Below are 21,287 nucleotides of genomic sequence, written 5' to 3'. Positions count from 1 at the left end.
GACCTTCTCGAGGAAAGACGGACCGACGGTTGGTCCCACTAAGATCCATAAAATTCTTTTACATATAACGGCGTCTTTTTTATATAAATTTACATCATGAACATCCTGGTCTATTTCCTGTTTGCCCTGTCCGGGTTCGCGGGCCTGATTTATGAAGGTTCGTGGGCGCGATACCTTAAACTTTTCCTGGGGCATTCCAGCTACGGCCAGGTGCTCACGCTCTGCATTTACATGGGCGGGCTTGCCATAGGCAGCTTTGTGGCGGGTAAGATGGTGGTGCATACCAAGCGCCCCTTGCTGGGTTACGGTATAGTGGAACTTGCTATTGGTATCGGTGGCGTGGCGTACCACCCGCTGTACAACTGGCTGACGGGGATTTTCTACGATTCTGAATATACGGCGTCTTTGACCAGTCGCGGGGCCGAAATCGCCAAGGTGATTCTGGCGACGGGATCGACGCTGCCGATTGCGATTGCGGTGGGCATGACATTCCCGTTCATTGCGGCGGGTCTCATGCGCAAGAGCGGTGCCGAAGTTTCACTCCCGATGCTTTACTTTACGAACAGCCTCGGTTCAGCCATCGGTATCTTGGCGACCAGCTACTTGTTGATTCCTGAAATTGGCAACCATGCCACCTTATGCGTGGCGGCCTCCATCAACTTCTTGCTGGCGGCAGTATTCAGCTTTATTGGCGTGACAACTTCGCCTGTGGCATCCAAAGATGAAGATGCCCCCGAAGTCCACGACGAAGATTATGTGGCGGAGCACAAACTTGCGATGCCGCCGAAGGATACCTGGTTCTGGATAGCGGCGATTACGGGTCTCACCTCGTTCGTGTATGAAATTGTCTGGATTCGCCTGCTGTCGCTGTTGCTGGGTTCTTCGAGCCATAGCTTTGACCAGATGCTTTCGGCGTTTATCTTGGGGCTTGCGCTGGGTTCTGCGGTAAGCGGAAAACTCTTGAAGAAGGACAGCCTCGTCGTCCTTTCGATGGCACAGATTTTTATGGCCTTCTTTGCGCTTTGCACACTGTATTTCCATCAGCCCTTCTGGGGCATGATGAACGAGGCCAACCAGATTTTCAATCCGACTTCTGACGGTTACATTTGCTGGAGCCTGTTCAAGTACGCGCTTTCGATGCTCTGGATGATTCCTACGAGTTTCTTTGCCGGCATGACGCTCCCGTTGATTACCTTGATTTTGACTCGCGCCTTCAAGAGCGAAGCCCCGATTGGCAAGGTCTACGGCTGGAATACGCTCGGTTCCATTATCGGTTCGGCAGGCGGTGGACTTTTGCTACTGCCCCTGTTGCAGCTCAAGGGCGCACTCGTGACGGCTGCCTTACTTGACTTCGCCATCGGCTTTATCTTACTGGTGATTTATCGCAAGCGCTTCCGTTACAGCGTGATGTTCTATATCATGGTGTGCGTCATGATTATGCCCGCCATCTTCATGAAGTTCGATCCGTCGCTGATTACCTCGGGCGTGTTCCGCAGCTACAAGAACATGCACCCCAACGAAAAGATTCAGGTAATCGACGGAAAAACCGCAACTATCAGCTTCCACGAATCGCCGGTGCATTACTACGTGAAGACCAACGGCAAGGCCGATGCCAGCATGAGTAAGAACCGCGAGGCACCAATTTCAAGCGACGAACTCACGCAGGCGGCAACCGCCTTTATGCCCATGGCTGTAAAGACGGAACCGTACGACGCTGCCATGGTGGGCTTCGGTAGCGGCATGGGCGCACACTACCTGCTCGCCGACCCCCTGCTCAGGGACTTCGATTGTGTGGAAATCGAGCAAGCCATGATGGATTTGGCGAAGGGCTTTTATCCGTGGAACTACCGCGGCTACGATGACCCGCGCATCCATATCTATATTGATGACGCGACGACGTTCTTCCATACGAACCGCCGCAAGTACGACATGATTATCAGCGTGCCCAGCAATCCCTGGATAAGCGGCGTGGCAGGCCTCTTTGCGCATGAGTTCTACGCCAAGATGCGCCGTTACATGAGGCCGGGCGGCCTTTGGGTGCAGTGGATTCAGACTTATGAATTCAACGACCTAATGTTCCTGAACATTCTGAAAGCTCTGGATACGGTCTTCCCGTACGTTAGTTTGTATAAATCCACCGATGAACCGGACATCATCATGATTGCAAGCGACGAACCGGTGATGCAGAAGGGAATTGGACGATTCTCTACGGATACGGCGCTGGTAGCGGAATTCAAGCGTATCCACCGCGACCCGGAATTCTTCGGCGAAAGGAACTTCCTCTTCACAAACAAGATGCTGAAGTCGCTACTCGAAGGTGTAAAGCCGAACAGCCTGTTCATTCCAATGGTCGACAACAAGGCCGAAGAAGCGCGCTTCGTTCATTCCGAGGCGCACATCGTGAGCGTGTTCGACAGTTGTGAAATTTGCTGGCAGCAGTACCTGGACCCCGAGGACTATGCGCTCCGCCGACCCGCCCGCGTAAAGGCGATGCTTGAAGAACCGAAGGATGAATTCAAGAAGACTGCCCTGCTAGCCTATGCGGACGAACTCATCGCCGCAAAAAAGACTTCGAATTCGATAGCCGCCTCGACCGCAACAAAGGTTGGTGAACCTGCCGAGCCAACGGTCACTTCGGCAAGCTCAGTGACCTTGACTAGCGCAGGGACCTTAAATAGCGTCGCCTCCAAGGTTGCCGCAGATTCCATCGTTGCCGATTCCGCTACCGCAGACAGCATTCAGCCGGAAGACCCGCGCCTTGCCGAACTTGAAGCATCTACCGGCTACCAGAAATTCCGCGAGAACTACATCGAGTGGATACGCGCAGTCCCGATGGAAGCGCGAGACTCCGACGAAGTCTATATCAAGGTGAGCAAAGCCGTGAACGCAGGCGCGCTCCCCCGCAGCTTTGTCGACGAATTCAACATCATGGACGCGGCACGCCAAGGCGTGTACAAGCAGGCGGCACTCCTTATTGCAGACTTCTTCGACCGCTACGAGATGAACGACATGGGCGACATTTTCCTGCGGAACTGCATCGTGATCGCCCTCCTCGCTGGCGAACCGGAACTTGCGAACATCGTCTACGAGAACGCCATCCAGAAGAACGAAGACTTCTTTGCCGTGGAGAAGCGCCTGATCGAGCGCGAAATCCAACGGGCAAGAAGAAACCAATAAAATACGCATCTACAGGATTCTCCCCATTCGGGGACCATGCGCACTAAGGTTACTAGTAACCAAGTGCTATCCGGTCTCCCTTCGGTCGAGGATGACCTGAGTGAGACCGTCATCCAAAGGAACAGAGTTCCGACGGGATCCAAAGCAAAATTCCATCGTATGACTTTGTAGGGAAATAAAAAGACGAGCCCCTTGAGGGCCCGTCAAACAATGCTGTATATAAGCGACTAGAACAGGAAACTTACGCCGACCGTCGTGTAGAACGTGTTGAGCGAAGATTCCAGGAAGATGTCTTCGCGCATAAGCGACTTGTTCGAAAGACTCGTGAAGCACTGCACCACGCGAATGTTCACGTGGACCCAGCGGGTAAGCATGTAACCGAGATCGAAGGCACCGCCCACTTCCATACCGGAAGTGGAAATGGTGTTGTCCTGGGATTCCGTCGCGGCACCGTTCTTGAACTCGGACGTTCCGTTGAGCTTGAGACCCATATTCAGGCCCAAGCCGACATAGAAGTTGTAGTCTTCGAACGTATAGCGGAAAATAATCGGAATGTCGAAAATGAATATGTCGATGCTACCCGTATTCGTGTAGATGTTCATATCCTTTTCATAGGCGTAGTGACGGTAGTTGAAGGTGAGTTCCGGAACAAGGCTCAGGTCCTTCAGCATGAAATTCATCTTGAGCATCAAGCCGCCGCCCGCCTGGAACCCCATCTTCCAGCCATCGGAATTTTCGCCAAAGAAGGTGTTGGTACCGACCTGGGCTCGGATACCGAGCATCACGGCACGGGCAAAGCCCTCGTTACGCATACGGTTGATTTCCGATTTCTTCGTGGTCTCCGCCTTGTAGCGGGCATACGCGCTAGCGTATTCCTCGTCGTTCGCAAACTCACTGTCGGTAGAGCCGTCGTAAGCAGGAGCATCGTTTTCCGAAGCACTCTCGGCGGACGGAGCGGTCGCCCATCCCTCGTCGTCAGAAGAATCGTCCTGGGCCATGGCGGGTACGGAAAGCGCAAACGCCGTGGCTAGAATTACACTCAATCTCTTTAAATCCATGATTCAATAATAATAAATGAATATGTAAAGCCCGCTTAAAAAATAATTTCAGCGGGCCAAAAGTGTGTAGAAAATTTTTTTTACTTTAACAGAGCGGCCTTTGGGGCCCCCTACTAGAGCAGCAGCGTAACACCGAGCGAGACATGCATCGTGTAAAGTTTTGAATGCATTAGAGTCGATTCCGCAATCCGATCTAGGTCCAACACGTTCGTGAAGTTCTGCACGACCCTGAGGTCCATAACCAGCCAGCGGTTCACCACATAACCGATATCGGCAAGCCCGCCAATCTCCACTCCGACCGTCGGAATCGTATTGCTGCGCGTTTCCTTCGACTTGTGGCCCTCGGCTGTAATGGTCTGCTTGAATTCGGATTCACCGCTCATCTTGAGTCCGAGGTTCACGCCCAAGGCAAAGAAAAGGCCGTCTTCATCAACGACGAGCTGTCCCATGACCGGAATTTCGAACAGCATTTCCTTGACGGTCGCCTCGTACTCGCCGTAATCGGACTCACTCTCGTAACCGTAGTGGCGGTAGCTGAAGTTCAGTTCGGTCGCCACACCGAAGGATTCACCGAGCGGAAGCCGCGCCATAAGGCCAGCCCCGAATTCCGGCCCGATATTCCAATCACCGGATTTTTGTCCAAAACTCTTGTTTACGCCCCCCGACACGCGGACGCCGAACTGTACGCCCCTCGAAAAGCCCTCTTTGCGCGCGCGGTATTCCGCTGCATTTTCGGCAACGTAATGGGGAGCATCGTCGTCTTCCTCGTCGATATTCATCGTCGCCACCTTGGCGGAATCGGCAAGGGTGCTGTCGGAAACGACGCTATCTGCGGGAACCTGCTCGCCAGAAGCAGATTCGGCGGAGGATACTTCTGAATTTTCGCCGTACTGGAAGTCTTGTTCGGAGGCCTGTTCGGCAGGGACATAGCCGCAACCGTCACCCACGCAGTTCGGGTCGCTCACTTCGCCGGAACCTTCAAAAACACCCTGTGCAAAGGCGAGAGGGGAAGCGAGGGCACCTGCAAGAAGAACGACAGCCAAACGGTTCGACAGCGAAAAGGTTTTCATACTTTTAATTATAACAAAAATTCGGGGAAAGCGGACAAAAAAAATGCCGATCAATAATTCTAAATTTGTGACATGCCTATTCTTTCTGCCCAGAACCTGTTGTTGCGAATAGGGGCGAACGCCCCGTTGCTGGATAACGTGAGCTTTGACATCGAGGCCGGCGACCGGATTTGTCTGGTCGGCCGCAACGGTTGCGGCAAGAGCACCCTTTTAAGGGTGCTTTCGGGCGAGACCGAGGCGCAGTCGGGTGACATCGTGAAAAAGACCGGACTCCGGATTTCGCGCATGATCCAGGAGATTCCCGCGCATATTGATGGAACCGTTCGCGATGTGGTGATGGGAGCCGTTTCTGTCGGAAATTCGGCCGCATGGAAGATTGGCGACGACGCTTCGCGCGACACCCACGCCGAGGCGATTTTGGGAAAGACGGGAATCGATCCCGAGGCATTATACGACAGCTTGAGCGGCGGGCAGAAACGCCGGACACTTTTTGCGCGAGCCCTTGCGCAGGACCCGGACCTGTTGCTGCTCGACGAACCCACGAACCATCTGGACATTCCCGCGATCCAGTGGCTCGAAGGAATCGTGACGAGACTAAGCTGCGCACTTTTATTCGTAAGCCACGACCGCACCTTTGTGCGACGGGTTGCAAACCGCATTTTTGATTTGGACCGAGGCCGTGTACGCTGCTGGGATTTCCCGTACGACAAGTTCGTACAGTTTAGGGACCAGGCGCTTGCCGAAGAGGACAAGGCGAATGCGCTTTTTGACAAGCGGCTTGCAGAAGAAGAAGTTTGGATTCGCAAGGGAATCCAGGCGCGGCGGACCCGGAACGAGGGCCGCGTGCGGGCGCTTATTAAAATGCGCGAGGAGCGTGCGGCGCGCCGCACCCGAACGGGCAACGTGAATATGCAGATTACCGAGGCCGACCGTTCGGGGCGCCTGGTGGCAAGACTCACCGACGTCAGCTACTCCTACGATGGGGAGCCTCTCATCAGCGGACTTTCGACCGAAGTTTCCCGCGGCGACCGCATCGGAATCGTAGGGCCGAACGGCTCCGGAAAGACGACGCTTTTACGCCTGATTCTGGGCGAACTCAAGCCCGACACCGGCGAAGTACGCCTCGGCACGAACTTGCAAATCGCCTATTTCGACCAGATGCGTACAAGGCTCCGCGAAGACAAGTCGCTGGTGGAAAACATCGCCGATGGCCAGCAGTACGTGATGTTAAATGGCGTGAAGCGCCATGTATTAAGTTATCTGCAAGACTTCCTTTTCTCGGCGGATCGCGCCCGCGGTCCCATCAGTGCGCTTAGCGGCGGTGAACGCAACCGCCTGCTGTTGGCTTGCCTCTTTAGCCACCCGAGCAACGTTCTCGTTCTCGATGAACCGACGAACGACCTCGACATGGAAACGCTTGACCTGCTCGCCGAACTCCTTGCGGATTACAAGGGAACGGTGCTTACCGTAAGTCACGACCGTGCCTTCCTCGATTCTGTCGCCACAAGTATTCTGGCGATTGAAGATGGCGGCAACGTATTTGAATCGGTTGGCGGCTACAACGACTACGAGGCGAAGAAAAAAATCCGCGACAAGGAAGCGGCGGCGGCAGCGCGTATTGCCGCCGAAAAAGAAGCGGAAAAGGCGGCGAGGACAGCACAGAATTCTTCAGCGGTTTCGGCGGCGCAGGCCCCTGCGGGGTCTGCCGGCGCTCCTCCGAAAAAGAAAAAACGCAGCTACAACGAGGAGCGCGAATACGCCGCCCTCCCCGAGAAAATCGAAAAACTCGAAGCGGAAATTTCGGAACGCCAGACGGAACTTTCTAAACCCGAAGTGTTCACGAACGCCGCCCGCATCGTGGAACTGCAGAAAGAAATCGCAGACCGCGAAGCCGAACTCGAAAAGGCCTACGAACGCTACGAGGAACTCGACTCGCTGGGTTAAGCCGGGGTGTTAGGGGCCGGGAACTGAGGCCCCTAGGCGAGGAGGTGCTGGAAGCCTTGCCTTGGATTCTATCGACAGGCTTCGCTCAGGGTGACAACAAGGCAAGGCTGCAAGCAGGGGGAGGCTTCCCCCTCCGGATAAATCGGGTTAACGGACCGTTTTATTTACAAAAGTTTACAAATACTTCCCGAGACGCCTATTTTTCATTATCCCAAGTTGCAATATTCATATCCTTATATTACATTTAGAAGGATGGATATTAAAGGGAAATCATAAGAGGTCTATTATGATGGAAAAAATGGTTTCATATATGGGTGCCTTGGGCATCTTGGCAAGTTCCGCTTTCGCGGCTTCTGCAACGGTTTGGGGACCTGAAGGCGCAGGCGTCAAAGCTCCCGCCTACTGGTACTCCTACAAATACGGTACCGGCGCTTCAATCGACACATCGACGACTGCGGATAACGTCAAGGTCGCCAGCATGGCGGCCAAGGCTGGCAGCGCAAGCAACGGAGCCGGTTTCGGTTTCGCATGGGAACAGAACGCCGCCTATAACGATGTTCCGGTTTCGCTTTCCGGCTACACGGGCATGTGCCTGACCTACAAGTCAACGGCTCCTTTCCGCGTGGACTTCAAGCAGTCCACCATTACCGACGACAACTACTACGGTTCGGAACTGAAGGCTTCCAGCGGTTTCAAGAAACAGTTCATCGCCTTTGCCGACATGAAGCAGGGGTGGAAATCCACGACGACGGTCACCTGGAACATTACCAAGCAAATCGGAGTCCAGTTCGGTTTCAAGAATACCCACGCGACAACGACTCTCAACACGAACACCGTTGAAATCGCAAGCATCATCCTCGGTGACAAGTGCGAGACCAAGCCCCCTGTCCTCGTTGGGACCGAAACGGGTTCCGCCACCTTGTACGAAGGCGACACCCTGGACATCGACCTCTCCACGATTTTCAGTGACGATGACGGTGATGCGCTCGTAACCGCCTTGATTACGAGTGGCAAGGCCAACGCCTCGTTCATCAAGTCAAAGACCTCCTATGAGCAGACCGACCATATCTATATGGTGGCAGCCGCCAATACGGATGGCTCAGCAACGGTCGTCCTGCAAGCAGACGATGGAGAAAACGATCCCGTTGATTACACACTCACGGTAACAGTCGCTAACAGGGAAAACGCTCCGGTCGCCGTGAACGACACCTACACCGTCAAGGAAGATTCCGTTCTCAAGGTCAAGGTTCCCGGCCTTCTGAAAAACGACTACGATGTCGATGACCCGAATTCCCTGTCTCCGCTGACACTTACCGTTGTCAGCGAACCGGAAAACGGCACGCTCAAAATGGATACGAATTCCGCAGGCAACTTGAACGGTGGCTTCACCTACACGCCCAACCCGAACTTTGCCGGAACAGACGTCTTCACTTATACCCTCACCGACGAGGGCGGCCTTGAAAGCAAGCCGGCAACGGTAACCATCACCGTGACCGACGTCAACGACCCGATGGTTCTGGTAAGCCTCGACACAGCCCTTTTCAAGGACACCCTCCAGCTTGACGAAGACTTCGATCCGGATGCGACAGACGCCTTCGAAATTCCCGCAACCGCATTCGTCGTCGATGACCCCGACGGTCTCGAAACCGTAACCTACGGCGTCACTTCCAGCGGAATCGTGAAGGCCGAGTACAGCCATGCCGCCGGATCCCACTATATCCTGTTCACCCCGACTGCAAACGCCAACGGACTCGCAAAGCTCACCTTCTGGGCCAAGTCCGGTAAGGATTCCGTCGGTGTCAACTTCTTCGTGAATGTGCTTGAAGTCAAAGACCTGCCTGTCGCAACCGACGACAGCTACAAGGTCGTGCAGGATTCCCTGAACAAGATTGCTAAACCCGGCGTGCTGAAGAATGACTTGAACCCCGACAGCGCCAAGGCTACGCTTACCGCGATTCTCGTGGAAAATGCTGGCGAAGGAACCGTCAAGCTTGCCGAAGACGGTTCGTTCACCTACGATGCAGGACATTACGAGGGCCTCGACTCCTTCCAATATGTCGTGGTAAACGACAAGGGCGACACATCGCGACCAGCAACAGTTATCCTTACGGTCGGACACAAGAACCAACCCCCGAAGGCGATCGCCGGTGTAGCAGACACGGCCAGCAAGCGTCTTTCGGCTCTCAAGGAAGATTTTGGCAGTCCGGTTGCCTTCCTGAAAAAGGAAATGCAAACCTGGTTTACCGATGATACGGATGACGCCACCAAGCTTACCTTCTCGGCCCGCAGCGACGACAGCCTGCTTGCCCCGATCGTGATTACCTCGACGGGAGCTATCCAGGTCAAGTCGGTCAAGAACGCCTGTGGCAACGCCGAACTCATTATCGTCGCTAAGGACTCACAAGGCGCAACGGGAGAAATCATCCTTCCGGCCGTCATCGCCTGTTCGAACGACCGCCCGGTGATTGCAAAGGCCATCGACACCCTGTATGCCGGCCTCGGAGAAACCTGGAACCTCAAGTACGAATTGAACAGCAACGTTTCCGATCCTGATGGTGATTCCCTGACCTATAAGATCGAGCCGATTAAGAAAACCGATTTGTTCACATGGTCTATGAAGGACGGTATCATCTCGATTGCAAGCGCCAAGGACTCCGTCGTTGCCCCGGGCACCATGTTCCCGATTGCAATTACGGTAAGCGACGCCGAATTCTCCGGAACGTTCAAGCTGCTGGTGATTGCCAAGGAAGCTCCTGCATCGTTTGCTCCTGTGATTGCCTCTCCGAAGATGAACTGGCAAAGCGCCATCGCAGCAAGCCGCGGCACAGTCGCCATGTTCGATATGCAAGGCCGCGTGATGTGGCAGGCCAAGCTCCCGGTGAGCGAAGCCGACGTGCGTAGCGCTGCCGCTCAGGTGCAGGGCAGAAAAATCCTGCAGGTGAACAAGCAGACCTGGACGATTAAATAGATTGTGAGGTATGGGCTCGGCGCAGAGCGCCTTTGAGCTCGCTTCGCTGTGAGAAAGGCTCCGCTTAGCGGAGCCTCTTTTATATCTTTTTTTTCGGAGGAAACCTCAAAGCGACACCTGTAAGGTGGAGCGACCTCACACCTCAAAGGATGCCGCAGGCATCCGACCTCGCGCCTACTTCACCAGCGCTTCTGTATCCAGTGCGATGAGCAGTTCTTCGTTGGTGGCGACGACCATGGCGGTCGGGGTGCCGTCCTTGCTAATGATGTGGCCGGATTCTTTGCCGTTCTTTTCGTTGCGGGCTTCGTCGATCTGGTAGCCGAGCAGGGTCAAGTTTTCCATGACGGTCTTGCGGACAACGCGACTGTTTTCGCCGATGCCGCCGGTGAACACCAGGGCGTCGATACGCGGGAGTGCCATGGCGATGCCCCCGATGCTGCGGGTCAGGCGGTAGCAGAATACGTCGAGGGCAATCTGGGCGCCCTTGTGGCCTTCGCTTGCGGCCTGGGTCAAGGTGCGCATGTCGTTGGAAAGTCCAGAAAGACCCAGCAGGCCCGATTCCTTGTTCACGAGTTTGTCGAGCCTGTCGACGTTGTAGCCGTACTTCTTGTTGAGGTAGAAGAGGATGGCCGGGTCGATGCTTCCGCAGCGGGTGCCCATCACCAGGCCGTCCAGCGGGGTGAAGCCCATGGTGGTGTCTACGCACTGGCCGTTCAAAATGGCGGAGCAGGAACTGCCGTTACCGAGATGAGCCGTAATAAAGCAGCATTCTTCGGGTTTCTTGCCCAAAATCTTGGCGGCTTCGCCGGTCACGAAGCGGTGGCTCGTGCCGTGAAAACCGTAGCGGCGGATGCCGTCTTTCTCGTAGTATTCGTAAGGAATGCCGTACAGGTATGCCTTCTGGGGCATGGTCTGGTGGAACGCGGTGTCGAACACGGCGACCTGCGGGAGGCCCGGGAAGAACTTGGTGGCGCATTCCATACCGGTGGCGTGTGCGGGTTCATGCAGCGGGGCGAACAGCGTGATGCTGCGGATGTAGTCAATGACTTCCTGCGTGACGCGCTCGCTCTTGACGTACTTGCCGCCGTGCACCACGCGGTGGCCGATGGCTTCGATGGTGTCGGTGAGCTTCTGTTCGGCGAGGAACTTCTGCACTTCGGCAACGGCTTCGGCATGAGTCGGGCAGTCGAAATTGAAGTCGATGTTGCCGACCGGGCCCTTGGCCTTCACGTGGCCATTCACGCCGATATTTTCGACGAGGCCACTGGAGATGGATTCTTTGGTCTGGGTGTCGATAACGGCGAACTTGACCGAGGAGCTGCCGCAATTAAGAACGAGTACGCGCATTGTAGTAAACGGTGGTTAGTGGTTGGTGGTTAGTGGTTAGGATTCTTTCGCCTTTGGGCCAGTGTCATCCTGAGCACGGATGTGCGAAGGATCCAGACCGCATCATTTATTTTGCATTGGGAATAATAGCATTTTGGCTTGGCGTTGGCTTTTGGGGTACGAAAAAAAACTAAATTCAAGGCGATGTTCAAGAAAATTGCAAAGTTTGACAACCGGGTTTCGGTTTATTGGACCAACCGGCATTTTTCCGAGAAGACGACGAAGTTCCTCAAGTTTTATGTGCGCCTGGGCGACGGCTATATTTGGGGCGTTTTTGCACTGGTTCTTTTTTTGCATTTGGGATGGTCGGCGTTTTGGCCGATTTTGGCTCAGGCTTTGGTGGCTGTGGGAGTGGCCCTCGCCTTGTACGAAGGCGTTAAACTTTCTACCAAGCGTCCGAGGCCATTTGCGGCGAATCCGCAAATCAAGGCGGAAGTTCCGCCTCTCGACAAGTACAGTTTTCCTTCTGGCCATACGATGAACAACTTGGCGGTGGCCTCGGCGGTATTTTATGCGGTGCCGCAGTACGGCTGGATCATGATGCTGTTGCCGCTCACGTGGGGACTTTTGCGCGTGTACTTCGGCGTGCATTGGCTCACGGATATTATTTGCGGTTTCCTGCTCGGCATCTTGAGTTTTGCGATTGCGCATGCGATATGGGTTCCGGTTTCAGGACTTCTTGGGATTTAACAGGGGTGTCATCCTGAGCGAGCGCAGCGAGTCGAAGGATCTCTTTTGACTATAGATCTTTCGACTACGAACCTACGGTTCTTCGCTCAAGATGACACTGTATGGTATTGTATGAATATGAATTTTATTCCGGCATCCACATTCTTTACGTCCCTTACGCCTGATGAACGCGTATTCCTTTTGATTCGTCACGGGGAACGCAGGCATATTACTCCCGAAGATCCTGACTTCGGTGCGCATGTGGGCCTTACGGAACGTGGGCGCAAGCAGGCCTTGGCGCTTGGCAAGTGCATTCCTGCCGAGGGAGACATGAGTTTCTTTTCGAGCCCGGTAGGCCGCTGCATCGAAACGGCGCAGAATATTGGTAAGGGCCGCGGCATCGAAAATCCACACATCGAAAAACTGGATTGCCTCGCAGAATACTTTGTTCAAGATTACGACGAATACACCAAGGTGCTGCGCGCCGGATTTTACGAAGGCATTTGCGAATGGATGCAGAACGAAGCTGCAGGTAAGCCGCGCGGCGATAAAGAAGCGTTTGCGCCTCTGGCCGCGCGCTCCGAAGACATGCTTGCGATGATGTTCGAAAAGGGGAATTGCCGCTTCAACATTTTTGCGACGCACGACGCCTGGGTGGTGCCGTGCTTGACTCACTTTTGCGAGATGCAGTTTTCACCGAAACGTTGGATGAATTTTTTGACCGGCATGGCCGTGGCGGCGACGCCTCGCGGCAAGCGTATCGTACCCATAACAGCGCTTGATTCCGGCTGGTTGGAATTTTAACTTTTTTGGTGAAAATTCTCCATCCTTGTCGATATCGCCTCTTTTTTTACATATATTTTAACCATAAACAGTAAGAAGGTGTTTTATGGGTTTTAATTTCAGGGGACTCGCATTCAAACAGTCTATGATGATTCTGGCGGCCATTACGGTCGTCTTCGGCCTGATATTCGGCATCATGAGCTACAAGACTCAAGACATGCTGAACAGGATGACCGTAGAAAACGGAGAAGAGTCTAGCCGCGCAAACGTAAATTACATTGACAAGTTGTTCAATGCGGGAAAACTGGTCGGTGACGATGTCGCCTCCACCCTCGGCAAGCGCAAGATGACCAAGGCGGAACTAGACACCTTCCTGCTACAATCCCTGACAAACGCGCGAAATTTGGTTCCCCAAATCGTGGCTGTCGTACTCGCATACGAACCTGGAATGGGGCCTGAAACACCCAAAGGCGAATTCATGCGACTCGCCCGTTTCACTGAAAACGAAATCAAGCTTGTCACCGGCGGGCACTACGACGACAAGGAATGGTACTACAGTACAAGGGACGGCAAGACCAGCCGCTGGCAGGAACCCTTTATTGGAGAATTCGTTCCCGAACCGATTGCCGTTTACACAGTTCCCATTTTCCAGAAGAACAAGAATGGCGAAGAAGTACTTGCAGGTGTTCTTGCCGTTGACATGTCTATCGATTTCCTTAAAGAAACCATCTCGGAAATTCCTGTTTCGAACTCCGGCTACGCACTCATCACTTCTGCCAAGAACGTTGCCGTAGCCTATCCCAAAAGCATCGCCCAGGGAAAAAGGAACCGCGAGATTGTCGTAAAAGAGAGCCACGGCAACAATCAAATTTTATTCGACCGCAGGACTCGTGATAGCAGCGGACTGTTCATAGGCACCGTCGCGGGCGGCGAAGAATCTGCCATCTACTACACCACCATCAACTCAAACAACTGGACCTTCATGGTCGTATGGCCTATCGAGAAATACCTGCAGGACCAGAGGTCCATGCGCAAGCTGTTCCTAATGCTTGCGCTTGGCGGCTACGGCATCATCCTCATTATCATCTTGCTCATTTCTTTCCGCGTGGCAAAGCCACTCAAGGAACTTGCGGCCGCCGCACGAAAGCTCGGACGAGGAAACTTCAATGTCACCATTCCTCAAATAACGGGACACGACGAAATTTCCGAGTTTGCAGGCGCATTCTCGAATATGCTGACCGAACTCAAGGAACATATCGAAAAGCAGAAGGACATGAAGCGAATCGAACGCGAACTGGACCTTGCCCGCAACATTCAGCTTTCCATGCTCCCCGGCAGCGAACGGGATGAAAATTCCGATGACGACCGCCACGAACTCACTCCGTTCCTACTCCCCGCCAAGGAAGTCGGCGGAGACTTCTACGATTTCTTCAAAATCGACAACGATCACCTTTGCATTGTCATCGGAGACGTTTCAGGAAAGGGAGTCGCCGCGGCCCTGTTCATGATGGTGGCACGAATAATCCTGCGCACCATGACCAAGAACCTGAAATCGATCGTCGACGCGTTCAACAAGACCAACTACGCCCTTGCGAAGCGCAACCGTCTCAACATGTTCGTCACGGTATGGGCAGGCATCATAGACCTGCGCACAGGCCACATCAGTTTTGCATCGGCAGGCCACAATCCGCCCGCAGTCCGCCACAGCGACGGTTCCGTCGAGTTTCTCATGAGCAAACCGGGGCTTCCCATGGCGGCCATGGACGACACCCTCTACAAGCCGCAGGCATACGACCTCAAGCAAGGCGACACCCTGTTCCTTTACACGGACGGCGTAACCGAAGCGACCAACACCAGCGACGTCCTTTTCGGCGACAGCAGGCTCCTCGCGACGCTGACCAAAGGCGGCGAGCTGAATACAGCCGACACCTGCAAACTCGTCAAGACCGAAATAGACAATTTTGTACAAGAAGCCCCGCAATTCGACGACATTACCATGCTCGCCATCAAATTCAACGGTATCGACGATCCCGTCTGGGAACGCTACGAGAAAACCATTGATGTTTCTGGCGACAACAAGGGTGAATTGAAGTCGTTTGTCGAAGGCATCCTTACACCAATGGATGGAGCAAAGAAAGTGCAAATGCAAGATGCTTGGGACCGCTACGAAAAAATCGTAGACGTCATCCCGGAAAACCAGGACATTCTCACGGCATTTGTCGAAGGGATCCTTGCCCCGATGGATGGTTCACTGAAATCGCAGATGCAAATCAACATCGCTATCGACGAAATCTACAGCAACATCGTCAAGTTCTCGGGTGCAACCAAGGTCACCCTGATTGTCGAAGTCCGCAAGGCGACTCTCACGGCAAGGCTAACCTTTATCGATAACGGCAAGCCCTATGACCCGATCAAGCAAGCCGACCCTGACGTGACGCTCCCCGCTGAAGAGCGCGAAATCGGAGGCCTCGGAATCTTTATCGTGAAGAAGACGATGGACAGCGTTTGCTACCGTAGAAACGGCGAGAACAACGAACTCGCCATCACCAAGACACTGTAAAAGTTTTAATTTAATAGAAGAGGAAAAATATGCAGATTAATAAGACTACCGAAAACGACAAGCTTACCATTGCTCTCGAAGGACGCCTCGACACCCTGACCGCGCCGCAGCTCGATGCCGAAATCCAGGGAAAACTCGACGGCTTGAAGTCGCTCGTTTTCGACTTCAAGAAACTCGCCTACATTTCTTCTGCCGGTCTCCGTATCCTGCTCATGGCCCAGAAGGTGATGAACAAGCAAGGTTCCATGGTCGTGAAAAGCGCAAGCTCCGAAATCAAGGAGATTTTCGAAGTGACCGGTTTCTGCGACATCTTGACTGTCGAATAATCTTATTTCGTCAGGTAGAAACTTTCAGGGTTCACCGAGATGCCGTCAATGCGGATTTCGTAATGGAGTCCAATGCTTGACTGGGTCCCGCTCTCGCCAATCAGGGCGATGGGTTGGCCACGGTGAACCGTCTGTCCCTGGTTGACCAGGTTCTTACCCAAATGGGCATAGAAGGTGCGCACGTCGTGACCATGGTCTACCTTGACCGAAAGGCCAAAACCGCGATGCTTGCGGACCTCGATAACGGTACCTGCACCCGTTGCATAGACCGTATCGCCTTCGGCTGCCACGTAGTCAATTCCTCGGTGCGGGAGTTCGCTGTCGGTAAACGGATCATAGACGATTTCGAAACGCTTCTTGACGGCATGGCCGTTCTTCATCGGATGAAGCACCGGAATCTTTTCGGCCGCGACGGAATCCTTTTCCAGGGCGGCCAGCAGCTTTTTAAAGGAAGCCTCCACCTCATTTACGCTCTTGCGTTTCTGCAGCAGGGAATCGTCGAGGGCAGAACCATCCAGCATAAAGCCGAGACCGCCCACCTTCAGGGTACTGTCGCGGAGCACGCGCGTTTCTTCGGCGCGCAAGATCGAGGAGTCCACCGAAGCTCGGATTTCCTTGAGTTCCTTCTTGATGGCGGCATTCTGACGGTAGACATTCGTCACATTCCCGCTCGTTATGTTGTCTAAAATCTGGACCGGGGAGAAAAGGACAAAGCCCAGAACGGCGGCCACCACGGCCACCACGGCGACAACCGCGCCCCAGAAAGAGAAACGGTAGCTTTTACCCGAAGCGGTCTTGCTCGGGAATACATGGACCTCAAGCTTCTTCACTTTCGGACCCGGGGTTGTCTATACGCTTGCGGAGAGATTCAATGTGGCGCTTTTCCTCTTCGATGGCACCCAGCAGTTCTACCACGGACGGATCGTCCTTGATGGTCTCCAGCAGGTCGTCGCGAACCGCCCCGTGAAGCTTCTGGCCCAGCGCCATAAAACGCTTTTTGAGCTTGGATTCCTCGTTTGCAAGCTCCACCCGCAAAAGGGCCGTCGATGCCAAATTCAAAGCCTTGTTTTTTATCTTATTTAGCGTTTTTTCTGCCATGTTCACATTCCTTTTGTCCGTAAAAAAATTAGTTTTTTATCCGTATAAAAATGGAGATCAACTATGAGCCGTAGCGACCGCAGACGCGCAAAACAGAACGCAAAGCAATTTACCCCTAAAAAGGCCAATGCACTGGACCCCAAGATTATCGCAGTCCTTGGCGCTATTGCCGTAATTTTCTTTATTGGAACTATGCTTATCCAGAGAGGCGCATAAATGAAGTTCAGTATCAAAAAATCCGTATTGCAGGACGCGCTGCAGATCGCAATCAGTGCCATTCCCAACAAATCGACCCTGCAAATCCTCAACGACTATTCGCTGCGACTGGAAGGCAACTTCCTCGAAATTTGCGCCACCGACTTGAACCTGGGTGTGAGGATTAAGCTCGAAGTCATGGGTGAACGCGACGGCGAAGCCCTGATTAACGCACGCAAGTTCTCCGACCTCATCAAGGCACTCGTGGAACCGAGCATCGACACCATCAGCGTGGACGTGCAGGACCACCTCACCCGCATCAAGTGGAGCGAACGCGGCCAGGCCTCCATCACGAGCTTTGACGCCAGCGACTTCCCGCCGTTCCCCGAAGTCGAAGGCAGCTCGCTCACGCTCGCCGCAAGCGAACTTGCATTCCTGGTCGAAAAGACCGCATTCGCCGTCTCAACCGACAACACCCGTCAGAACCTGAACGGCGTGTTCATGGAAGCAAAGGACGGCAAGGTTTCCATGGTCGCCACCGACGGTCACCGTATGGGCCGCGCAAGCATCGACCAGGAAGGTGCCAACCTCGAATCCGGCGTGATCGTCCTCCCGAAGGTGCTGCAGCTCGTGCTCCGCCTCGCAAAGAACGAAGACTCCGTCGAAATCTGCACCACCGAAACGCACGTGCTGTTCCGCATTGGCGCAACGCAGATTATCTCAAAGCTGATCGAAGGTCCGTATCCGAACTACCGCGCCGTGATTCCGCAGAACTTCGAACGAACCGTACAGGCCAACACGACCGAACTCCTGAACAAGGTCCACTGCATCCTGCCGATGGCCAATCCGCGTACCCACCAAATCCGTTTCCAGATGGACGGCAACAACATGGAACTGTCCGCGACCGACCCGGATGTCGGCGGTGAAACGCGCGAAGCACTCGCCGTGACGCACAACGGCGAAGGCAGCTTCAGCATCGGTTTCGACGGCCGTTACTTCTACGAAATCCTCAGCATGTGCAAGAGCGAAGAAGTGGTGCTCAAGATGAACACCCCGATCGGCGCCTGCATCATCGAACCCGTCGGTGACGACATGGGCTTCAGTTTCTTGCTGATGCCGCTCCGCCTCGCCGACTAAGGATTGAGCAAATTGCAAATAAATTAAAAAGTCCACTCCGGTGGACTTTTTAATTTCTCTCCCGCTTATTCTAACTCTGAATTCCGAAATTCGAATTAGCCATGTCCAACGCCATCCGCAAACGCATCAGTAAAAAAATCAAGAGTCTCACCAAGGGAAATTTCACCCTCAAGGCGAACCTGTTCGAAAGTATGCGCAACATCCGTATGGACTACCTGCTGTAACGCGCCTTCCGCGTATTTCTCCACCACATTTTATCTATAATTAGGTCATGGTCTCAAGCGAAGTCAACGCACTCATCAAGAAGCTCTCCCCCTTCATGGAAGAGGATTCCGAGATATTCCGCGAACTCATGACGTTTTTCGGACAGGGATCCAAGATAGACGTTCACCACGGCGACCTTTCCAAGTTCCTGGGATGCAAGCGCCTTTACCGCGTCATCCGCCTAAAGGGCGAAAGCTACAAGGATTGTGTTTACCAGCTGGTTGACAACTACCCCGAAGCGATGGAAGCGCTCGGAATGCTGCGTTACTACAAGGCTCCCGTCGGGCCTGTCCGCTGGGAAGAAGTCGAGAAAGCGGAAATTGCCATGGGGCAGGAACTCACGATGGCCGCCTACGGCTGGATGCCCGACGCTTGGACCCTGTTCGAGAAAGGAGAAGGCCACGCAGATCCCGGGCAGCACGAACTCGTCGCAATTCTTGCGTTTGACTTAGGGGAATAATCTCCTCTTAAAAGGAGCCGGGCTAGCCCGGCACGACAACGAAAGCGTACTTGCTTTATTGTTTCAGGAACTCAAACAGCGTGACTCCCGGAAGTTTCCCCTTGCGGCTTGCCAGGTAATCCTTCAGCGGAAGCTCCAGCACCTGCTTCTTGAAAGCGGCGTGGCGGAGTACGGGGAGTTCCCCTTGACGGAACACGACGAAGCCCGTATGCGTCGCGTCAAGGTCTTCCTTCGCCGCAACAAAGGCGATTCCCGTCACCATCAGCGGACCTTCGTAAGGTTTCGAAGCCATTTCGACGGCACGGTCATAGGGCAAGTAGCGGATATCCATCGGCGAATCGGGCTTGTCGTACTTGAGATTTTTCGCATTGAAGAAAGCCTGTTTCGGCATCGTGCGTTGCACGACCGTATCGCCGTTCACCTGCATCGGGCGGGCAAACTTCCCCTCGCCCACCCAGTCGGCCAGCAGATAGTGCTTGCGGTGCATAAAGTCGATGATACCGTCCCTGTAACGGATTTTCTGAAGCAGCGGGGCAATCGCATTCTCGTTCGGCGCAAGGGCCATCGCAAGCACATGCTCCAGATAAGTCACGCAGTCTACGGAATCCATGTACACAATCGGCTTGCTCTCGATGGAATCCAGGTAACTTTCGCCCATGGGTCCCAGACGGTACGGGGTACCCTTCATCATGCGGGAGAAGTATTCGAGACGTGCCGTCAGTCCCGCCACGTTCTGCGCCGAGAGCCACAACAGCTTCATCTTCATGAGCGAGGCGTAATGGTCATTGGTCCGCAGCACCAGACGCGTCCACAGGGTATCGAGGACATCCTTGAGCCTGGCGTCGGGATTCTTGCCCGTCTCGTTCAGATACATCGCGACCGCGAGCGTATCGCCGTCTAACGCGTAAATGTACCCCACCAGTCCGTGCACTTCGCCAATGAAGCCCGTCTTGAAACGGGTCAGCCACGGGTACGGCAAGTCGAGCATGCGCTTGCCACCGGTTCCAAGCCCCGGCCCGGCAAAACTGTTGATGTAAAATTTTCCCTTGGGATGCCGCGCCATTTTCGCAAGCAGAGCCGTCTCGGTCGAGGGTTTCACCTTGTTCCTGGGGGAAAGGCCGCAACCGTCCCATATTTCAAAATCGGCCGTATCGAGCCCGATTTCCTTAAGGAACTTCATCTCCATCGTGCGGCCGCCCTCGACGCTCCCCTCACCCGCCTTCTGAGCGCCCAGGTTACGGAAAAGAGTCTCTGCGTGCAGGTTCTGGCTACGCTGATTGATTTCGTCGAGAATGCTTAGGAAGGGCGCCGCCGAGTAGGTAAAGGACCTTATCTGGATTCCCGCCGGGACATTCTGCCGTTCGACAAACGCCACCCCGCGTTCCTTAAGGGCATGGATAAAGGCCGCCTTGAAGTAGGCAATCGGATTACGCACCGGCAGCACCAGCTGGCTGGAATCCACGCCTATTCCGATAGCACCGCCAATCGTGATTTCCGGTTTTGCCGAATCGAGCGCCCAGGTCCACTTGCGTTTTTTTCCGGGAACGGTCAGCATCTCGTTCTTAAGGACAACATAACCCACATCCGGGAGAATTTCGGCAATGGCCGTATCGCCCACCTTTTCGCCCGGCTTAAAGCGAATCATGGTGCAGTTGTCATTAAAACCGAGCGGGGCGATTTCAGCACCGTACCAGGCGTCGTAAAAATTCTTGCGCCAATGTTCGGCACGCCACGGGCCTTTGTAATAAGCAGTGTCCAGGGTGATCTGGCCAAGCACGGTGTCGATTCCCAGCGCGTGAATTGAATCTGCCATTGCGTTCAGAATGTAGAACGGATCGGCGTAATAGCGGCCCGAAAAATTGGGATCGCCCTCGCCACGCACATTCACCTTTCCGATAAACTTTTTCTTTTGGACACTCCCGTTCAGCGACACTTCGGTCTTGGGGGCGTAATCAAGCGGCAGGTAATGGAGAGCCGTCGCCGTCGTCAAGGTTTTCAGCGTACTTGCCGGAGTGAACTTCTCGGCACCGCGGATATTCCCCAGTTCAACACCGGACTTTACCGAACGAATCGAAAGCCCGTATCGGGAACCCGGTACCATGGAATCCACGTAGACCTGGAAAGAATCCAACCTAAAATTCGCGAAAACGACAACCGAAAGGAAACAGACAAAGAATAGAACTTTTCGCATA

Annotated in this window: 17 protein-coding genes; 11 read left to right on the top strand and 6 right to left on the bottom strand. The window is 54.1% G+C overall.

Annotated elements, in window-relative coordinates; genetic code table 11:
- Nucleotides 1–96 precede the first annotated feature (96 nt).
- Nucleotides 97–3,177 (top strand): spermine/spermidine synthase domain-containing protein, encoded by a 3,081-nt coding sequence (locus BUA93_RS10425; RefSeq protein WP_072979145.1) that lies wholly within the window; start codon nt 97–99, stop codon nt 3,175–3,177.
- A 227-nt stretch (nt 3,178–3,404) separates the two neighbouring features.
- Here BUA93_RS10425 and BUA93_RS10420 read toward each other — a convergent pair whose 3' ends face one another.
- Complete coding sequence (locus BUA93_RS10420; protein ID WP_139257986.1) at nt 3,405–4,235, bottom strand: outer membrane beta-barrel protein; 831 nt, start codon at nt 4,233–4,235, stop codon at nt 3,405–3,407.
- Nucleotides 4,236–4,348: 113 nt separating this feature from the next.
- Complete coding sequence (locus tag BUA93_RS10415) at nt 4,349–5,305, bottom strand: porin family protein (protein ID WP_072979141.1); 957 nt, start codon at nt 5,303–5,305, stop codon at nt 4,349–4,351.
- 72 nt (nt 5,306–5,377) lie between these two features.
- Between BUA93_RS10415 and BUA93_RS10410 the strand changes: the two genes are divergently transcribed.
- Together BUA93_RS10410 and BUA93_RS10405 are read left to right on the top strand one after the other, a co-directional pair.
- Nucleotides 5,378–7,249: an ATP-binding cassette domain-containing protein gene (locus BUA93_RS10410; protein WP_072979139.1), complete on the top strand. Its 1,872-nt coding sequence runs from the start codon at nt 5,378–5,380 to the stop codon at nt 7,247–7,249.
- Nucleotides 7,250–7,535: 286 nt separating this feature from the next.
- Nucleotides 7,536–10,217 carry an Ig-like domain-containing protein gene (locus BUA93_RS10405; protein ID WP_083597347.1) on the top strand — a complete coding sequence of 894 codons (2,682 nt, stop codon included), beginning with the start codon at nt 7,536–7,538 and terminating at the stop codon, nt 10,215–10,217.
- 174 nt (nt 10,218–10,391) lie between these two features.
- Here the strand turns inward: BUA93_RS10405 and BUA93_RS10400 are convergent, their stop codons facing one another.
- Nucleotides 10,392–11,564 (bottom strand): acetate/propionate family kinase, encoded by a 1,173-nt coding sequence (locus BUA93_RS10400; protein WP_072979135.1) that lies wholly within the window; start codon nt 11,562–11,564, stop codon nt 10,392–10,394.
- A 183-nt stretch (nt 11,565–11,747) separates the two neighbouring features.
- Between BUA93_RS10400 and BUA93_RS10395 the strand changes: the two genes are divergently transcribed.
- The 4 genes from BUA93_RS10395 to BUA93_RS10380 all read left to right on the top strand — a co-directional run bounded on the left by BUA93_RS10395 (nt 11,748) and on the right by BUA93_RS10380 (nt 15,941).
- Nucleotides 11,748–12,293, top strand: a complete 546-nt coding sequence (locus BUA93_RS10395; RefSeq protein ID WP_072979133.1) for a phosphatase PAP2 family protein — start codon at nt 11,748–11,750, stop codon at nt 12,291–12,293.
- 111 nt (nt 12,294–12,404) lie between these two features.
- Nucleotides 12,405–13,076: a histidine phosphatase family protein gene (locus BUA93_RS10390; RefSeq protein ID WP_072979131.1), complete on the top strand. Its 672-nt coding sequence runs from the start codon at nt 12,405–12,407 to the stop codon at nt 13,074–13,076.
- 85 nt (nt 13,077–13,161) lie between these two features.
- Nucleotides 13,162–15,615: a SpoIIE family protein phosphatase gene (locus tag BUA93_RS10385; RefSeq protein ID WP_083597345.1), complete on the top strand. Its 2,454-nt coding sequence runs from the start codon at nt 13,162–13,164 to the stop codon at nt 15,613–15,615.
- A gap of 29 nt (nt 15,616–15,644) precedes the next feature.
- Nucleotides 15,645–15,941: an STAS domain-containing protein gene (locus BUA93_RS10380; protein WP_072979127.1), complete on the top strand. Its 297-nt coding sequence runs from the start codon at nt 15,645–15,647 to the stop codon at nt 15,939–15,941.
- A 2-nt stretch (nt 15,942–15,943) separates the two neighbouring features.
- Here BUA93_RS10380 and BUA93_RS10375 read toward each other — a convergent pair whose 3' ends face one another.
- Nucleotides 15,944–16,771, bottom strand: a complete 828-nt coding sequence (locus BUA93_RS10375; protein WP_072979125.1) for a M23 family metallopeptidase — start codon at nt 16,769–16,771, stop codon at nt 15,944–15,946.
- Nucleotides 16,758–17,039 (bottom strand): hypothetical protein, encoded by a 282-nt coding sequence (locus tag BUA93_RS10370; protein WP_072979123.1) that lies wholly within the window; start codon nt 17,037–17,039, stop codon nt 16,758–16,760. Before BUA93_RS10370 ends, BUA93_RS10375 begins: the two co-directional genes overlap by 14 nt.
- 63 nt (nt 17,040–17,102) lie before the next feature.
- On the opposite strand from BUA93_RS10370, the gene BUA93_RS16310 reads away from it, so the two are divergent.
- The 4 genes from BUA93_RS16310 to BUA93_RS10360 all read left to right on the top strand — a co-directional run bounded on the left by BUA93_RS16310 (nt 17,103) and on the right by BUA93_RS10360 (nt 19,095).
- Nucleotides 17,103–17,255 carry a hypothetical protein gene (locus BUA93_RS16310; RefSeq protein ID WP_175547423.1) on the top strand — a complete coding sequence of 51 codons (153 nt, stop codon included), beginning with the start codon at nt 17,103–17,105 and terminating at the stop codon, nt 17,253–17,255.
- Complete coding sequence (gene dnaN, locus BUA93_RS10365) at nt 17,256–18,371, top strand: DNA polymerase III subunit beta (RefSeq protein WP_072979121.1); 1,116 nt, start codon at nt 17,256–17,258, stop codon at nt 18,369–18,371. It abuts the gene before it with no gap.
- Between the two features lie 101 nt (nt 18,372–18,472).
- A complete protein-coding gene (locus BUA93_RS16675; protein WP_256374678.1) occupies nt 18,473–18,595 on the top strand; it encodes a hypothetical protein in 123 nt (40 codons plus the stop codon).
- 47 nt (nt 18,596–18,642) lie between these two features.
- On the top strand, nt 18,643–19,095 hold the full coding sequence (locus BUA93_RS10360) for a hypothetical protein (RefSeq protein ID WP_072979119.1): 453 nt from the start codon (nt 18,643–18,645) through the stop codon (nt 19,093–19,095).
- A 55-nt stretch (nt 19,096–19,150) separates the two neighbouring features.
- On the opposite strand, the gene dacB is transcribed toward BUA93_RS10360, so the two are convergent.
- Nucleotides 19,151–21,286: a D-alanyl-D-alanine carboxypeptidase/D-alanyl-D-alanine endopeptidase gene (gene dacB / locus BUA93_RS10355; protein WP_072979117.1), complete on the bottom strand. Its 2,136-nt coding sequence runs from the start codon at nt 21,284–21,286 to the stop codon at nt 19,151–19,153.
- Nucleotide 21,287 lies beyond the last annotated feature (1 nt).

It is taken from the genome of Fibrobacter sp. UWH4 (assembly GCF_900142475.1).
Lineage (GTDB): Bacteria > Fibrobacterota > Fibrobacteria > Fibrobacterales > Fibrobacteraceae > Fibrobacter.
This window is presented reverse-complemented; position numbering and strand designations above follow the sequence as displayed.